The organism is Chromobacterium indicum, from assembly GCF_039708975.1.
Taxonomy (GTDB): domain Bacteria; phylum Pseudomonadota; class Gammaproteobacteria; order Burkholderiales; family Chromobacteriaceae; genus Chromobacterium; species Chromobacterium piscinae.
Genome location: NZ_JAYFSJ010000006.1, coordinates 145496 through 161497, shown reverse-complemented (window position 1 = coordinate 161497; position 16002 = coordinate 145496). Strand labels below are relative to the sequence as shown.

Below are 16002 nucleotides of genomic sequence, written 5' to 3'. Positions count from 1 at the left end.
GAGTGGTTTAAGTCGCACGCCTGGAAAGCGTGTTTAGGTTAATAGCCTAACGGGGGTTCGAATCCCCCCCTCTCCGCCAGAATTCATTACGGAATCGCCTGGCGGTTTCGACAATTTAGCAAGACACCTCCGGAGAGGTGGATGAGTGGTTTAAGTCGCACGCCTGGAAAGCGTGTTTAGGTTAATAGCCTAACGGGGGTTCGAATCCCCCCCTCTCCGCCAAATTGAAAAGCCCCGACTCGTCGGGGCTTTTCGCTTTTCCGCCGAAAGAAAACCGGCTGGCTTTCTTCATGTGGCGGTGGCGTCCAAGGCCGGCATGATGAAAACGGCGATCATGCCGCGGCGCGGCTTTCGGCTGCTGCGCTCACTTGGCCAGCAACTCGCTCAAATTGCCATGCACCTTTTGCAGCAGGGCCTGCAATTGCTTGGCTTCGCCGGCATCCAGGCCTTGCTGGGCCAGACGCTGCAGCTCGTCTCCCAAAGCCATCGCCGATTTGAGCGCGTCGTAGGCCGGCGGCAGCAGCTCGATGCGGTTGACGCGGCGGTCGTTGAGGCAGGGCACCCGCTTCAGCCAGCCGGCGGCCTGCATCCGGTCGCACAAGGTGGCCACGCCCATCGGCGTCAGATCCAGCCGGTCCGCCAGCTCCACCTGCGACAGGCCGCCGTCGCCCTCATGCGCAGCCAGCGCGCCGAGCAGCCGGCATTGCGCCAGCGACAGTCCCAGTTGCTGCCGCGCGCGCAGATCGAAAAGGCGGCCGTATAAGCGGCCGGTATCGCTGACGAGAAAGCCGAAGCGTTCGGTGAGTCGCAGTTTCATAACGCCATAAATAATAAACCAGATTATTGCTTATACATGAATCCGCCTGCCGATGCCAAGCCTTGACGCCGGATTATCGCCAGCTGAAAACTCAAATTCGCCATCCCGCCATCGGAAAATGAATCGGCGTTATCCGCGCGTTCAAACTGCGATTGAAACCACGCATCAAATGAATCGCGGCGTCTCAGCCAATTGGTGCGCGGAATCTGTCCACACGCCTTATTCCAGCCATTTTCCGCTCGAAACGGCGGAAGCAGGCAGTCTCCTTTGTTTGCGCTATCCAGCATATTGCGGCGCGGAATGACTCGCAAGCGGAGGCGGTTTGCCTGTTTTATGTCGGGCTTTCGGGCAAGGCTTGGTTTTGTTTTAAGTGTTGCTCCGGATTGCGAGCCGAGCAGCGGACATCTAATCAGGATAATGCCAGCAAGGAATAAAACGGCCCGGTTATCCATCGCGGCTCATATTTTTCCTGGCGTCCCTTGCAATCTCATCCAATTTCCCGCCGGGGCCAAGCGGCATCGAGCCGAACGCGCGAGAACGGATCCGTGACCATGATCCGCATCTGGGAGGAAACATGTCCGATTTGAATCGTCGCCAATTGCTGAAGGGCGGAGCCATCGTCTTCGGCAGCCTCGCCTTGTCCGAACCCTCGCTGGCGCGCTTGCTGCGCCTGAGCCGGGGCACCCGCTACAACGTCGCCAGCCCGCAGGGCAAGGCGATGCTGCAGATCTACGCGGGCGCGGTCAAGAAAATGATGGACCCCGCGTTGTATCCGGAGGGCAATCCGCTGAACTGGATATTTCAGTGGTATACCCATTTCGTGCGGGGGGACCGGACCAAGCTGCAGGAGCTGAACCGGGTGTATCCGTCGCCGTCGGCGAACCGGACGCTGGCGGAAAAGATGTGGAATACCTGTCAGGCCCATAGTTCGGGGCAGCGCGAGGATTTCTTCCTGCCTTGGCACCGGATGTTCATCACTTATTTCGAAGACATCATCCGCCAGGTGTCTGGCAGGCATGATTTCACGCTGCCATATTGGGACTACACCGATCCCAATCAGCAAGTGCTGCCGATTGAATTCCGCCGGCCCGGCGATCCGGTCTGGGGCTCGTTGTATCGCGCGACCCGCTGGCCTGGCACCAATGCGGGCAAGAATGTCACCGATGGGCGCAGCGCGCTGACTTTGGACTGCATGAAGTCCAATCTGTATTCCGGCTCGGCCGGCGACGCGGGCTTCTGCGCGAACACGGACATGAATCCGCATGGCGCGCTGCATGTCGATGTCGGCAACAGCCAGGGCATGGCTCAGGTGCCGTGGGCGGCGAACGATCCTATTTTCTGGATTCACCATTGCAATATCGACCGGATCTGGGCCAGCTGGAATCTTGCCGGCGGCAAGAATCCGTCCGACTCGCCTTTCCTCAACCAGCAGTTCGTTTTTGCGTCGCCGACTGGCGCTGCAGTGGTCGCGACGGTCAAAAATTACCTGTCGCTTCCCAAAGACGCTTATTCCAGCTATGTCTCGCGGCCGCCGGGCAGCCTGCCGTTCCCGATCAAGCTGGCATTGCCCAAGGCCGCGCTGGCCATGCGCCTGGAAAGCTTCGCGAGCGAAGCCGCGAATTTGGTGAGGCTGGGAAATGGGCCGGTCACCGTCAGCCTGGGCGACGCGAAGTCGACGTCCGCGTCGGCGCCGCGGGTCGAGATGCTGTCGAGCCGGCTGGGCGCGCTCGGCAAGCAGTCCAGCCTGTTTCTGCGCTTTGAAGGCCTGTCAGCCCACGGGGCCGTCAACGGCGTTTACAGCGTTTATGTCCACACCGGCGACGCGCCGGCGGCGGATGCGCGGGGGCCGGGCTTCGTGGGCCAGATCAATTTCTTCAGCGCGGCCGGAACCCATCAGCATGATGGCGAGAGTACCGGCAATATCCCGGACAAGAAGGCGTTCAGCTTCCTGTTGAGGGCGGAGACGCGCGCCTGGCTGCAGAAGAACGGCGGAGGCGAACCTCAGGTCACGCTGGTGCCCACGATTCCCGACGGCAATGACGAGGCGATGCCGACGATAGACAAGATAGCGCTGGTGGCGTCGTGACGAGGCGCGGCGCGGCCTGGATTTTGGGCAGGCCGCGCCGCCGCCGTGCGATGGGGAGGGCACCGCATATGGGGTCTGGAAAGCATTTCGCTTGCGCCGCGCTGGCGTTGGCCTTGTCCGGCCCGTCGCAGGCCGACGCGGCGGGCATGCGGCTGTTGGGGAGGTACGATGGCAACGGCCGCGGGGTGGAGATCGGAGCCGATGCCGTCCACATTGCGATCCCGCTGGATGCGCGGGCTTGCCATGGGCCGGGGAGGCGCGTCACCTTGTATCTCAGGGGGTTGAGGGCGGATGAGGGGCCGCATCCCGGCTATCGCGTGTTGTTGGTCCGGCGCGGCGCTCGAGCGTCTGGCGAGCCGGTCGGCGAGTTCAATTTTTACGGCATCGGGCCCGGCGTGCGGCGGGATGCCAGTTTCGATCTGGCACCGGAGCTCCTGGCAAGCCGCCGGGAGCCATGCATCGTTCGTCTGTTGCTGCAAGCGGCGGGACCGGTGGCGAATGCTGGACGGGCCGCCATGGACAGCATGGAGATATGGCGCGAGTGAGCTGGCCGGCCAGCGCTGCGCGCTGGTCTCGACTCTGTCTGAGCGAGTTTATTCAAAGTTCTGTTGCGAGCTGCGCGGCCCTAAACAGGAGGCCTGATGCAAGGCCGAAGGCGCAGGCTCCGGCCATCCCGCGCTCTGCTCCAGCCGCGCGGCAGATGGCTTGTTGGCCGGGCTGCCTTTCAGAGCCGTTTTCCGCGCCCGGCATCCGGCGGAGAGCCGTGGCTATCGCAAAAAGGCTTTGAACCGGTTCCAAGCGCGCTCTTCCGTAATAGTACGTATCAGGATGGCGGCTCGGCGCGAGCCAAGGCTTTGCGTGTGCTTTCCGGAGGAAATGCTAGACGTGGATTGGACTTTCTCCTAACCCTAGCCTCATAGCATAACTACAATGAATTTCATAAGGCGGGAAATCTGACTAGCAAGCTGGTATGCGGGATGCGGGGGCGCCAACGTCCGCATGCAGCTGCCGCTGTCACAAGGAAACGAGATGTTCAACGACTTGCGACGCGAGCAGGCGAGCATCCTGATCGTCGACGATGTGGCAAGCAATATTCACGTGATCAGGGAGGCGGTACAGGGCCTGGGCGAGGTGCGCTTTGCCACCAGCGGCAAGGCGGCTTTGGAAATCGCCCAAAAGAATGTACCGGATGTGATCCTGCTCGACATCGAAATGCCGGGCATGGACGGCTACGAGGTGTGCCGGGCAATCAAAGAGTCATCCCGGCTGCGGGATATTCCGGTGATTTTCGTCACCTCCCACGACCAGCGCGAGCATGAGCTGCAGGCGCTGAGCCTGGGCGGCGTCGATTTCCTGCACAAGCCGCTGAACGTGCCGGTGGCGCGCGCGCGCATCCAGACCCACCTGGCGCTGCAGATGCGGACCCGGCAGCTGGCGCGGGTCAAGAAAGACCTGGCCGATGTGCTGCAGCATCTGCCGGCTTTCGTCGCGCACTGGAACAACAATCTGTGCTGCCAGTTCTGCAACGATATCGCGGGGCACTGGTTTGGCGTCGCCGCCGCCACCATGCGCGGCATGCATGTGCGCAAGGTGCTGGGCGAGGCCAATTACGCCGCCATCGAGGAGCATTTGAAGGACGTAATGCGCGGCAACTGCCCATCGTTCGACCTGAGCTTCGTCCGGCGCGAGGGCGGCCTGTTGTTCGGCCAGGTGTCGCTGGTGTTCCGCCCGGATGAGGAAGGGCTGCCCGGCTTCCTGATGCTGATCACCGACGTCACCGAGCGCAAGCGGGCGGAGCTGGCGCTGCGCGACGAGAAAGAGCGCATCCGCATCACGCTGAACTCCATCGGCGACGCGGTCATCGCCACCGACGCCAACGGCAACATCACTTTCCTCAACCCCATCGCCGAGGACATGACGGGCTGGCAGGCCAAGGAGGCGCTGGGCGAGCCGGTGGAGAAGATCATGCCGCTCAGGGAGAGCTCCCAGGGGCATGCGATGTTCAATCCGGTCCGGCTGGTGCTGTCCGAGCAGCGCTCGGTCGGCATGGCGATGAACTGCGCGCTGATGCGCCGGGACGGCCAACTGCTGGAGCTGGAGGATTCCGCCTCTCCCATTCTGGACCACGCGGGCAAGCTGACCGGGGCCATCATCGTATTCCACGATGTCAGCGAGGCCCGGGCGATGGCGGTGAAGATGACTCACCTGGCCCACCATGACGCGCTGACCAATCTGCCCAACCGGATGTTGCTGCAGGATCGCACTCAGCAGGCGCTGCAGCGAGCGGCCCATATCGGAGACAGATTAGGCCTGTATATTCTGGATCTGGATCATTTTAAGGTGATCAACGATTCGATGGGGCATACGGTCGGCGATCTGCTGCTGCAACAGGTCGCGCTCCGGCTGCAGGCCGTGCTGCGTCCCTGCGACACGGTCAGCCGCCAGGGAGGCGACGAGTTCATTGTCCTGATGCCGGGCTTGGGGGGCATCGAGCAGGCGGGCGCGATGGCGGACAAGATGCTGAAAGCCATCGCCGAGCCTTATCTGCTGGACGGCAGCCGCTACGATCTTTCCGGCAGCATAGGCGTCGGTCTGTACCCGGATGACAGCAAGGACCAAGAGGAGCTGTATCGCCACGCCGACGCCGCGATGTACCGCGCGAAGCAGGAGGGGCGCAACCGCTACCGTTTTTTCTCCGCCGAGATAGAAGAGGCGCTGCTGACGCGGCAGGCGCTGGAGCGGCATATCCGGATGGGCGCCGAGCAAGGCGGCTTCCTGGTCTACTACCAGCCCAAGGTGGACGCGCGCGACGGCAGCGTGGTCGGCCTGGAGGCGTTGCTGCGTTGGCGCAACGACAAGAACGAGATCGTATCCCCGGCCCATTTCATTCCGCTGGCGGAGGAGACGGGCCTGATCGTGCCGCTGGGGCTGTTCGTGCTGCGGCAAGCCTGTCTGGACGGCAAGCGCTGGCTGGATGCGGGGCGACGCTTGCGGATAGCGGTCAACGTGTCGGCGGTGCAAGTCACCGAGTCTGACTTCTGCGATACGGTGAGGCGGGCGCTGAAGGAAACCGGCATGCCGGCCGAGCTGTTGGAGCTGGAAATCACCGAAGGCGTGCTGGCGCAGGACGTCGAGCGGACGATGAGCGTGCTGGCCGAGCTGAAAAGCCTGGGCGTCTCCATCGCCATCGACGATTTCGGCACCGGCTATTCCAGCCTGTCTTATCTGAAGCTGTTTCCGCTGGATGTGCTGAAGATAGACCAGAGCTTCATCCGCGACATGCTTGTCGATCGCCATAGCGCGGCCATCGTCGCCGCCATCATCAGCATGGCGCAGGGCATGAGGCTGCGCCTGGTGGCGGAGGGCGTGGAGCGGGAGGAGCAAGCCAGCGAGCTTCTCAAGCTAGGCTGCCACATCATGCAGGGTTTTCTCTACGGCAGGCCGGAGCCGGTCGCCGAAATCGACAGGTGTTTCGCCTGACGGCCGGCATCATCCATGCTTTTCGGCGCGCGGATGGCGCCTGGCCTGAACAATCATGATTTGACGACGAACTTGGGGGCATGCCTTGAACGGACATTGCGACTCGTCTGTCTGGATGAAAAAACCATTGTTGTCGACTCCGGCCGCCGCATTGCTGGTGTTGTTGCTGGGCGCCGCGTTGAGCTTGCTGCTGGGGTGGAAGGTCGCGCTCGACAACCGCGGGCGGGTGGAGTCCGAACTGCGGCGCGAGGCCCGGCAACTGGGCGCGGAAGTGGCGGCCCGCATTCAGCGCTACCAGTATGGATTGAGCGGCGCGCGCGGCGCCATCGCCAGCAATGGCGAGCATGGCATCAGCCGCGAGCGCTTCCGCACTTATGCCCAGAGTCTGGGCTCCTCCATCGAATACCCCGGTCTGCTGGGTTTCGGTTATATCCGCCGGGTGCCGCAGCGGCAGGTGGCCAATTTCGAGCAGCGGGAGCGCGAGGACGGCGTACCGGATTTCACCGTTCATCAATTGCGGCCGCATGAGGGCGAGCGCGCGGTTATCGTTTATTTCGAGCCGGATCGAGGAGATCGCTCCGCCATCGGTCTGGACATCGCTTCCGAGCCCGGCAGGCGTGAGGCGGCCGAATCTTCTATGCGGGGCGGGCAGGCCCGGCTGAGCGGGCCCATTGCCTTGATGCCTCATCCGGAGGATAAAGCGCAGGCTTTCCTGCTGTTGTTGCCGGTGTATGGCGGCGGAGTGATGCCCGCCACCGAGGAGGGGAGGCTGCGGGCGGGTTTCGGCTGGGTGTTCTCGCCGATACGCGCCCGCGACGCGATGGCGGGGGTAATGGACGATCTGCCTGGCGTCGGCGTGGAGCTGGCCGATGTGACCGGCGGCGGGGCGACGGTTTTTTTCCGCGGCGGTTCAGAAGAAACCCGGGTGATCGCGGCCGCGTCGGCGCGCCAACAGCTGTTTGGCCGCGACTGGCAACTGACGCTGAGAGCGGGGCCGGCCTTCGTCGACAGTCTGCGGCTGCCCAGCGCCACCCAGGCCGCGCTGGATGGGTTGGGCGCGAGCGTTTTGGCCAGTCTGCTGGCGTTGGTGCTGGGGCGCAATCGACAGCGCCGCCTCCAACTGCTGGCGACGCAAAATCGGCTGGCTGCCATCGTCGAGGGCTCGGTGGACGCCATCATCAGCAAGACGCTGCTGGGGGTGGTCACCAGTTGGAACCACAGCGCCGAGCGCCTGTTCGGTTACCGGGCCGACGAGGCGATAGGCCGGCCGCTGGCCGAGCTGATCGTGCCGGAGGAGCGGAAAGGAGAGGAAACAGACATCCTGAGGCGGATTGCGAACGGCGAGCGGATCGAGCACTTCGAAACGGTGCGCCAGCGCAAGGACGGCGTTTTGCTGAATGTGTCGGTATCGGTGTCGCCGGTGCAGAACGAAGCCGGGCAAATCGTCGGCGCGTCCAAAGTGCTGAGGGATCTCAGCGAGCAGAAGCGGATCAAGACCGAGCTGCAGACCCTGAGCGACAATCTGGAGCGGCAGGTGGCCGACCGCACGGCGGAGCTGGACAAGGCCTGGCGCACCTTGCAGACGGTGCTGGACGCGGTGCCGTTCATCATCGGCTACTGGGACCGCAACCAGATCAACCGCGTGGCCAACCAGGCCTACCAAACCTGGTTCGGCATCGATCACGGCGACTTGCCCGGGCGGTCGATGAAGTCTTTGCTGGGCGATGAGCTGTATCAGGCCAACCTTGTCCATGTGGAGGCCGCGCTGCGGGGCGAGTCGCAGGTTTTCGAGCGGCGGATTCCCGGGCCGGACGGCATTGTGCGCCACTCGCTGATCCACTATCTGCCCGATTTCGTGGATGGCGAGGTAAGGGGCTTCTACGCCACGGTGCAGGACATTTCCGAACAGGTGGAGAGCCGCAGCCGAATGACTTCGGCGCTGCGCGAGCGCGACCAGCTGCTGAACACCATCAACCAGCAGCTGCTGTATTCGGCGACCGACACCAATGGACGCATCCTGGAGGCCAACGACCTGTTTTGCATGGCCCACGGCTATGGCCGCGAGGAGTTGCTGGGGCAGGATCACAGCAAGCTGAACGCCAGCGTGCATCCGGTGCTGTTCTGGCAGTCGCTGTGGCACACCATAGGCTCGGGCCGGGCATGGCGAGGCGAGATCTGCAACCGGACCCGGGACGGCAGGCTGCGCTGGTTCGACACGGTGATCGTGCCCCATGCCGGGGATAGCGGCCGCATCGAGCGCTACATCGCGCTGCGCATCGACATCACCGCGCGGCGGCTGGCCGACGCCGAGCTCGCCCGAGTGCACCGGCTGCTGACCAATGTGTTGCGAGCGGCCTCTGAAGTGGCCATCATCGCCGCCGACGTGCACGGCATGGTTTCGCTGTTCAACAGCGGCGCGCAGCGCATGCTTGGCTATTCGGAAGACGAGATGGTGGGGCAGGCGATGCTGACCCGTTTCCATCTGGAGGAAGAGCTGAGCGGACACGGCGAGGAGCTGAGCGCGCGATATGAGCGCCGGGTGGAAGGGCTCCGCGCCCTGGTGCATGAGCCTGAGGCCGTGGGCGCGGAAACGCGGGAATGGACCTATGTCCGCAAGGATGGCACTCACCTGCAGGTATCGCTGATGGTGACGGCGATGCGCGACAGCGACGAACTGGTGGTGGGCTACCTGGCCATCGCCACCGACATCACCGCCCAGCAGCGGCAGCAACGGGAACTGGTGGCCGCCCGCGATCAGATGCAGCTGGCATCGGAGACGGCGCAACTGGGCATCTGGAGCTGGTCTCCCTCGGACAACCAACTCAGCTGGAACGCACGGATGTTCGAAATCTACAGCCAGCCCCCGGAACTGGCCCAGCAGGGGCTGGAATATCGGCATTGGCGCGAGCGGGTGCATCCGGAGGATGTGGACGAGGTGGAGGCGGGATTGCGAGCGTTGCTGGCGGGCGGCGAGACGATGGAGCGGGTGTTCCGGGTGGTGCATCCGGATGGAGAGGTCCGCCACGTGCAAGTGGGCGCCCGTCTGGAGCGCCACGGCGACGGCGTGAGGATCACCGGCATCAATCGCGATATCAGCGAGAGCCGCGCTTACGAGCAGAAGCTGCTGGAGGCCAAAAGCCTGGCCGAGCAGGCCAGCGTGGCCAAGAGCCAGTTCCTCGCCAATATGAGCCACGAGATCCGCACGCCGATGAACGCGGTGCTGGGCTTGCTGCAATTGATGCAGCATACCAGGCTGGACGAGCGCCAGCTCGACTACGTGGGCAAGATCCAGGCGGCGGCCAGGTCATTGCTGGGCCTGCTCAATGACATCCTGGACTTCTCCAAGATGGACGCCGGCAAGCTGCAGTTGGATCTGCACCCGTTCGAGCTGGAGGGATTGATGCGCGAGCTGGCGGTGGTGTTGTCGGGCAATACTAGCGACAAGGACGTCGAGGTGTTGTTTCGCATGGAGCCGACGCTGCCTTCCGTGCTGGTGGGGGACCGGCTGCGGTTGCAGCAGATCCTGATCAATCTGGCCGGCAACGCGCTGAAGTTCACCAATCAGGGGCAAGTGGTGATCACGGTGCGCGAGTCGTCGCGCGGCGTAGACGAGGTCAGCCTGTACATCGAGGTCAGCGATACCGGCATCGGCATCGCGCCGGAGCAACTGGCGCGCATCTTCGAGGGCTTCACCCAGGCCGAGGCGTCCACCACCCGGCGTTTTGGCGGCACAGGCCTGGGGCTGGTGATCAGCAGGCGGCTGGTGGAGCTGATGGGCGGCCAATTGCAGGTGGAAAGCCAGTTTGGCTGCGGCAGCCGCTTCTGGTTCGAGCTGACCTTGGGCGTTGTCGCGGACGAACCGTTGGCCCAGATTCCGGCCGAGCCGCTGGGGCCGCTGGCGGTCCTGGTGGTGGACGACAACCCGCTGGCCGGCGAAATTCTGATGGACACTATCGCCACGGTCGGCTGGAAGGCCGAATACGCCGACGGCGGCGAGGAGGCGCTGGAAAAAGTGCATCGGGCGGATATGGAGGAGCGGCTTTACGACGTGGTGCTGATGGACTGGCGCATGCCAGGCCTGGACGGCATAGGCGTCGCCGAAATGATGCGGCAGCAGCTGTCGCGCGACAAGCCGCCGGTGATCATCATGGTGACGGCTTTCGGGCGCGAGGTGCTGGCCGAGGCGGCGGAAAGCCCCGACCCGCCGTTCAGCGACTTCCTGACCAAGCCGATCACGCCGCAACAGCTGGTGGACGCGGTGATCCGTTCGGTAACCGGAGCGAAGAGGGCGATCGAGCAACCGGTTTCGACCCGACGGCTGGGCGGCATGCGCATCCTGTTGGTGGAGGACAACGAGCTCAATCGTCAGGTGGCGTCCTTGTTGCTGCAGGAGGAGGGCGCGCGGATCAGCCTGGCGGAGGGGGGGCTGTCGGGGGTGGCCCAGGCGGTGGGGGCGGATCCGCTGTTCGATATCGTGATCATGGATGTGCAGATGCCGGACATCGACGGGCTGGAGGCCACGCGGCGAATCCGCGCCGATCCGCGTTGCCGGAGCCTGCCCATTCTGGCGATGACCGCCAACGCCTCCCAGGCCGATCGCGCAGCCTGCCTGGAGGCAGGGATGAACGATCATGTCGGCAAGCCGATAGACATCGACGAATTGGTGTCCAAACTGCTGGAGCTGGGCGGCCGGGAGGCCGGAGCGGATGGCGGGCCGCCGCCTGCGCGGGAAGCCGAGGCGCGAGATGAGGCAGAAGCCGGCGCGTTGGTCGAGTCGCTGCCTTCGCGCCTGCGCCGTTTCGGCAACAAGCTGAGGGTCTATCGGGCCGCATTGTCCACCTTCCGCCCCGAGTGCGACGCGCTGCTGACCGGCATTGCCGAAAACGGACGCCTGGGCGCGCAGCCGGAGCTGGCCTCGGGGCTGCACACACTGAAAGGCTTGTCGGTCACCTTGGGCGCGCAGGCGCTGAGCCAGCAGGCCGCCGAGCTGGAGAAGCGCGCGCGCGCGGGAGAGGCGATAGGCGGGGAGGATCTGGAGCGCTTGCGCGGGCTGCTGGATGACAGCGTGGCGCAGCTGTTCGACAGTCTGCCGGCCGAAGAGGCCCGCAAAGCGTCGAGGCCGTTGCCGACGGCGGACTGGCGGGAGCAATTGCGGGACATTCTGGCCTTGCTGGAGGACAACAATCTGGCGGCGATAGATATGGTGGATAAGCTGCTGGACCGGCCGCAGGGCGGCCAGGAGGACGCGGTCCACGAAGTGGCGGCCTATGTGCAGAGCCTACAGTTCGAGCAGGCGATCGTCATTGTCAGGGAGCTGCTGGCGGAGGCGGGCTGATCCGGCCGCCGCGCGTCTCAGCAGCACCGGCACTGATTTGGAGGTTGGCGTGTTGGACACATCGGCCACGCTGTCCAGCGGGATCAGCGGATTGGTTTCCGGGAAGTAGGCGCCCAGACAGCCGGACGGGATGTCGTACTCCACCAGCCGGAAGCCGTCGGCGCGGCGTTCGATGCCGTCGTGCCAGACGGTGAAGATGTCCACCCGCTCGCCGTCGGCGAAGCCCAGCCTGACCATGTCCTCCCGGTTGATCAGCAATATCCGGCGCTGGCCGTAGACGCCGCGGTAGCGGTCGTCCAGCGCGTAGATGGTGGTGTTGTATTGATCGTGCGAGCGGGCGGTCATCAACACCATTAATCGGTCGCCGTGCAGCGCGCGGGCGCGGGCGATGGGCGTGTCCTTCTCCAGCGCGTTGACAATGAACTGCGCTTTTCCGCTGGGCGTCAGCCAGCGCCGCTCGCGCGAGGCCGGCGTCAAATGGAAGCCGCCGGGTTTGGCGACGCGGGCGTTGAAGTCGTGGAAGGCGTCGAACACCTTGGCGATCTCGTCGCGTATCGAGGCGTAGTCGCCGACATGGCCCAGCCAGTCCACCTTGCCGGCGCCCAGCGTCGCGTCGGCGATGCCGGCGACGATGTCGGTTTCAGAGCGCAGCTGCGTCGAGGCCGGCGGGTTGATGCCGTAGGACAGGTGCACCATGCACATCGAGTCTTCCACCGTCACGCCCTGTGGGCCGGTTTTCTGACGGTCGATCTCAGTGCGGCCCAGCGTCGGCAGGATCAGCGCGTCGCGGCCGTGGACCAGGTGGCTGCGGTTCAGTTTGGTGGAGATCTGCACCGTCAGATCGCAGTTGCGCAGCGCCTCGAAGGTGCGCGGCGTATCCGGCGTGGCCATGGCGAAATTGCCGCCCAGGCCGAAGAACACCTTGACCCGGCCGTCCAGCATCGCCTTGATGGTGTCCACCGCGTCCAGGCCGTGCTCGCGCGGCGGCTCGAAGCCGTAGACATCGCGCAGGCGGTCGAGGAAGGCCTGGGCCGGCTTGTCCTCGATGCCCATGGTGCGGTCGCCCTGCACGTTGGAGTGGCCGCGCACCGGGCACAGGCCGGCGCCGAGGCGGCCGATGTTGCCGCGCATCATCATCAGATTGGACAGCATCTGGATCGCCGCGACAGAGTCGCGGTGCTGGGTCAGGCCCATGCCCCAGGTGGCGATCACCGCCTTGCCCTGCGCGTATGTCTGGGCCAGCGCGTCGATGTCCTGGAACGGCACGCCGGCGGCGGCGGCCAGGTCCGGCCAGCTTTCGGCGCGCAGGTCGGCGGCGAAGGCGTCGAAGCCGGCGCAATGCTCGGCCAGGAAGGCCGCGTCCAGCACCCGCCCGCCGCCGGCGGCGACGGCAGCGTCGTCCAGCTCCAGCACCCGTTTGGCCACGCCCTTGATCAGCGCGAAATCGCCGCCCAGCGTCGGGCGGATGAACAGCGAGCTGATGCGGGCGCCGCCGTTGACCAAGTCCAGCGGATGCTGCGGGCTGGCGAAGCGGTCCAGCCCTTTTTCTTTCAGCGGGTTGATCGACACGATGGTCGCGCCGCGTTTGGCGGCGGCGCGCAGCTCGTTCAGCATCCGTGGGTGGTTGGTGGCCGGGTTCTGGCCGAACACCATGATGGTGTCGGCGTGCTCGAAGTCGTCCAGCACCACCGTGGCCTTGCCCACGCCCACAGTCTGCGGCAGCGCGCGGCTGGACGATTCGTGGCAAAGGTTGGAGCAGTCGGGGAAATTATTGGTGCCATACATGCGCACGAACAGCTGGAACAGGAAAGCGGTTTCGTTGCTAGTGCGGCCGGAGACGTAGAACGAAGCCTGGTCCGGATGAGGCAGGGCTTTCAGATGGCCGGCGACCCGCGCGTAGGCGTCATCCCAGCTTATCGGCAGGTAGCGGTCGCTGGCGGCGTCGTAGGCCAGCGGTTCGGTCAGGCGGCCGTGCTGTTCCAGCTCGTAATCGCTCTGTTCCAAGAGTTCGGCGACGGTGTGCCGCGCGAAGAAATCGGCGCCGATGCGCTTGGAGGTCGCCTCGGCGGCCACCGCCTTGACGCCGTTTTCGCAGAATTCGAAGGTGGAGGTATGCTCGCGGTCCGGCCAGGCGCAGCCCGGGCAGTCGAAGCCGTCGGGCTGGTTCTGGTGGAACAGCGTCTTGTAACGGCTGCCCGGCACTTTTTCCTTGATCAGCGTAACCGTGGTGCTCTTGAGGGAGTCCAGCCCGCCGGCTGCTTGCGCGTACGGCTGGATGCGTTCGCTGGTCTTGGAATGGCTCATGTCGGGGCGGCTCCTGCTGGAAAGGTGTGGTTCCGGTTTTGCTTTGGATCAAGAGATGCAAGGATAAAGGATGGCGACCGCTTGCGGTAGATTCCTTGCGGATGGCGTTTGCTGGCGCGCGGGGCGGCTCCGGCAGGATAATGTCAATTCTGGTCCGATGCGTCGAACCATTCCCGACAGCAGGCCAGGCCTTCTTCGCTGAGCCAGGCGCGGCCGCGGCCGTTGTCCTGGATTTCCATGCGGGCCAGTTCCAGTTCGGCCAATTGATGCAGGCAGCGCAGCAGCGTGCTCATTCCCAGGCCGGATTGCTTGGCGAGCCGGGCCAGGGACCAGGGCTGGCCGCCGCTTGACGCGGCTCGCCATAGCTGCGCGAGCAGGGCGGCGATATTGGGGTCTAGCTGGGCTATGGGCGGCAGGTCTGTCATGGCGGTCGAGCGGTGTCGGGCGCGCCAGTGTAACCGATGGCGGCGCGGCGAATGGATGGAATGATGGATTTTGACGGCGGCCTTCTTTCCGAAGGACGCGAAACGAGGCGACGGATGCGCAAGCAAGACAATGGCGGGATGGAAGAGGGGATGACATCGCTGGCGGTGGTGCGCCACAGCGATGGAGAGATCCGGCCAGATCAGGACCTGGTGGCGGAGGAAATGCCGGTGGCGCTGGTGTTCAACGGCATTTCGCACGCGGTGATGATGGCCACGCCGCTGGATCTTGAGCGGCTGGCGGTGGGCTTCGCGCTGAGCGAGGGCATTGTCGGGCGGCGGGCGGAGATTTTCGATGTCGAAGCCGATTTCGTCGCCGGCGGCGCCGAGGTCAGGCTGGAGATCGCCCAGCCGGCTTTCCTGGCCTTGAAGGGCCGGCGCCGCTCGCTGGAAGGCCGCAGCGGCTGCGGCGTGTGCGGCATCGAGAGCCTGGCCTTGCTGGATCTGGCGCCCGGTCCGATGGCTACGCCGGTCCGTCCCGTGATCGCGGAGGCTGCAGCGATCGCGCGCGCGGCGGCGGAGCTGCCCGCCCATCAGCGCCTGATGCGGGCGACGGGCTGCGCGCACGCGGCGGCCTGGTGCGGACGCGACGGCGAGGTGAGGGCAGTGTTCGAGGACGTGGGGCGGCACAACGCGCTGGACAAGCTGATAGGCTGGCTGGCGCTGGAGGGGATGGATCCGGGCGACGGCTTCGCGTTCATGTCCAGCCGCGCCAGTTACGAGCTGGCGCGCAAATGCGCCAGGGCCGGGATTCCGCTGCTGGCCACCATTTCCGCGCCCACCTCGCTGGCGGTGGACATCGCGCGCAGAGCCGGCGTCGCGCTGGCCAGCTTCTGTAGGCAGAACGGCTTCGTCGAGTACACGGCCTGACGCGGCTCAGCCTTGCGAGGCGGCCGCCAAGTCGTCCGGGGTATTCAGATTGCGGAAGGCTTGCGGCGCGTCGTCGAAGTCCACCATCGCCGCGCCCGCGCGCGCCTGCCATTCCCTGACCTTGCGTCCGCCGCCGCGCAGATAGTCGCGCAGCGAGGGCAGCAAGTCCGCGGAGACCACCATGCATACAGGGTGCGGATGGCCGCCGCAGCGGGCCACGCTGAGCGGGGCTTCGCCGCGCAGCAAGGGCGCCAGCAGCCGCGCTGCCAGGTTGTCCGGCAGGAAGGGCAGGTCGCAGGGGGCGGTCACCAGCCAGCCGCCGCCGCAGGCGGAGAGGCCTGCCTCCAGTCCCGCCAGCGGTCCGCCGCCGGCGAATTCCGCCGCGTCCGCCACCACCCGCCCCAGCTCGGCGTAGCGCTCAAGATTGCGGTTGGCGCTGATCAGCAAGGCGTCGGCCTGCGGCCGCAGCCGCGCCGCCACCCGCTCGGCCAGCGGCACGCCGTCGAGCTCCACCCAGCCCTTGTCCACGCCGCCCATGCGGCGGCCCTCGCCGCCGGCAAGCAAGAGAGCGGTGACGAATTCGGCGGAGCGATGGCTTGGCATGCGATTTTCCCGTGACTGGAATGAA

The 16002-nt window shown here is 65.1% G+C and carries 10 protein-coding genes and 2 tRNA genes (1 of these 12 running past the window's edge); 7 read left to right on the top strand and 5 right to left on the bottom strand.

Annotation, left to right across the window (positions count from 1 at the left end):
* Positions 1-79: transfer RNA gene (locus VA599_RS10145), tRNA-Ser, on the top strand (it extends 112 nt beyond the left edge of the window).
* Positions 80-131: 52 nt separating this feature from the next.
* Positions 132-222, top strand: a tRNA-Ser gene (locus tag VA599_RS10140).
* A 142-nt stretch (positions 223-364) separates the two neighbouring features.
* On the opposite strand, the gene VA599_RS10135 is transcribed toward VA599_RS10140, so the two are convergent.
* Both VA599_RS10135 and VA599_RS10130 read right to left on the bottom strand, forming a co-directional pair.
* On the bottom strand, positions 365-817 hold the full coding sequence (locus tag VA599_RS10135; protein ID WP_346788462.1) for a MarR family winged helix-turn-helix transcriptional regulator: 453 nt from the start codon (positions 815-817) through the stop codon (positions 365-367).
* 23 nt (positions 818-840) lie between these two features.
* Positions 841-1269 carry a hypothetical protein gene (locus tag VA599_RS10130; RefSeq protein ID WP_152526962.1) on the bottom strand — a complete coding sequence of 143 codons (429 nt, stop codon included), beginning with the start codon at positions 1267-1269 and terminating at the stop codon, positions 841-843.
* Positions 1270-1391: 122 nt separating this feature from the next.
* Here VA599_RS10130 and VA599_RS10125 point away from each other — a divergent pair, with 122 nt between their 5' ends.
* The 4 genes from VA599_RS10125 to VA599_RS10110 all read left to right on the top strand — a co-directional run bounded on the left by VA599_RS10125 (position 1392) and on the right by VA599_RS10110 (position 11718).
* Complete coding sequence (locus tag VA599_RS10125; protein ID WP_021478172.1) at positions 1392-2903, top strand: tyrosinase family protein; 1512 nt, start codon at positions 1392-1394, stop codon at positions 2901-2903.
* Positions 2904-2971: 68 nt separating this feature from the next.
* A complete protein-coding gene (locus tag VA599_RS10120) occupies positions 2972-3448 on the top strand; it encodes a hypothetical protein (RefSeq protein WP_346788461.1) in 477 nt (158 codons plus the stop codon).
* Between the two features lie 484 nt (positions 3449-3932).
* The gene (locus tag VA599_RS10115) at positions 3933-6383 is read left to right on the top strand and encodes a GGDEF/EAL-containing response regulator (RefSeq protein WP_346788460.1); all 2451 of its coding nucleotides are present in this window, start codon (positions 3933-3935) and stop codon (positions 6381-6383) included.
* A gap of 127 nt (positions 6384-6510) precedes the next feature.
* Positions 6511-11718, top strand: a complete 5208-nt coding sequence (locus tag VA599_RS10110; RefSeq protein ID WP_346788459.1) for a PAS domain S-box protein — start codon at positions 6511-6513, stop codon at positions 11716-11718.
* On the opposite strand, the gene VA599_RS10105 is transcribed toward VA599_RS10110, so the two are convergent.
* Complete coding sequence (locus tag VA599_RS10105) at positions 11662-14022, bottom strand: FdhF/YdeP family oxidoreductase (RefSeq protein ID WP_346788458.1); 2361 nt, start codon at positions 14020-14022, stop codon at positions 11662-11664. The genes VA599_RS10110 and VA599_RS10105 overlap by 57 nt on opposite strands.
* 143 nt (positions 14023-14165) lie before the next feature.
* Complete coding sequence (locus VA599_RS10100) at positions 14166-14447, bottom strand: helix-turn-helix domain-containing protein (RefSeq protein ID WP_021478177.1); 282 nt, start codon at positions 14445-14447, stop codon at positions 14166-14168.
* A 114-nt stretch (positions 14448-14561) separates the two neighbouring features.
* On the opposite strand from VA599_RS10100, the gene fdhD reads away from it, so the two are divergent.
* Positions 14562-15374 (top strand): formate dehydrogenase accessory sulfurtransferase FdhD, encoded by an 813-nt coding sequence (gene fdhD / locus VA599_RS10095; RefSeq protein ID WP_346788457.1) that lies wholly within the window; start codon positions 14562-14564, stop codon positions 15372-15374.
* Positions 15375-15380: 6 nt separating this feature from the next.
* On the opposite strand, the gene mobA is transcribed toward fdhD, so the two are convergent.
* Positions 15381-15977 carry a molybdenum cofactor guanylyltransferase MobA gene (gene mobA / locus VA599_RS10090; protein WP_346788456.1) on the bottom strand — a complete coding sequence of 199 codons (597 nt, stop codon included), beginning with the start codon at positions 15975-15977 and terminating at the stop codon, positions 15381-15383.
* Positions 15978-16002: the final 25 nt, after the last annotated feature.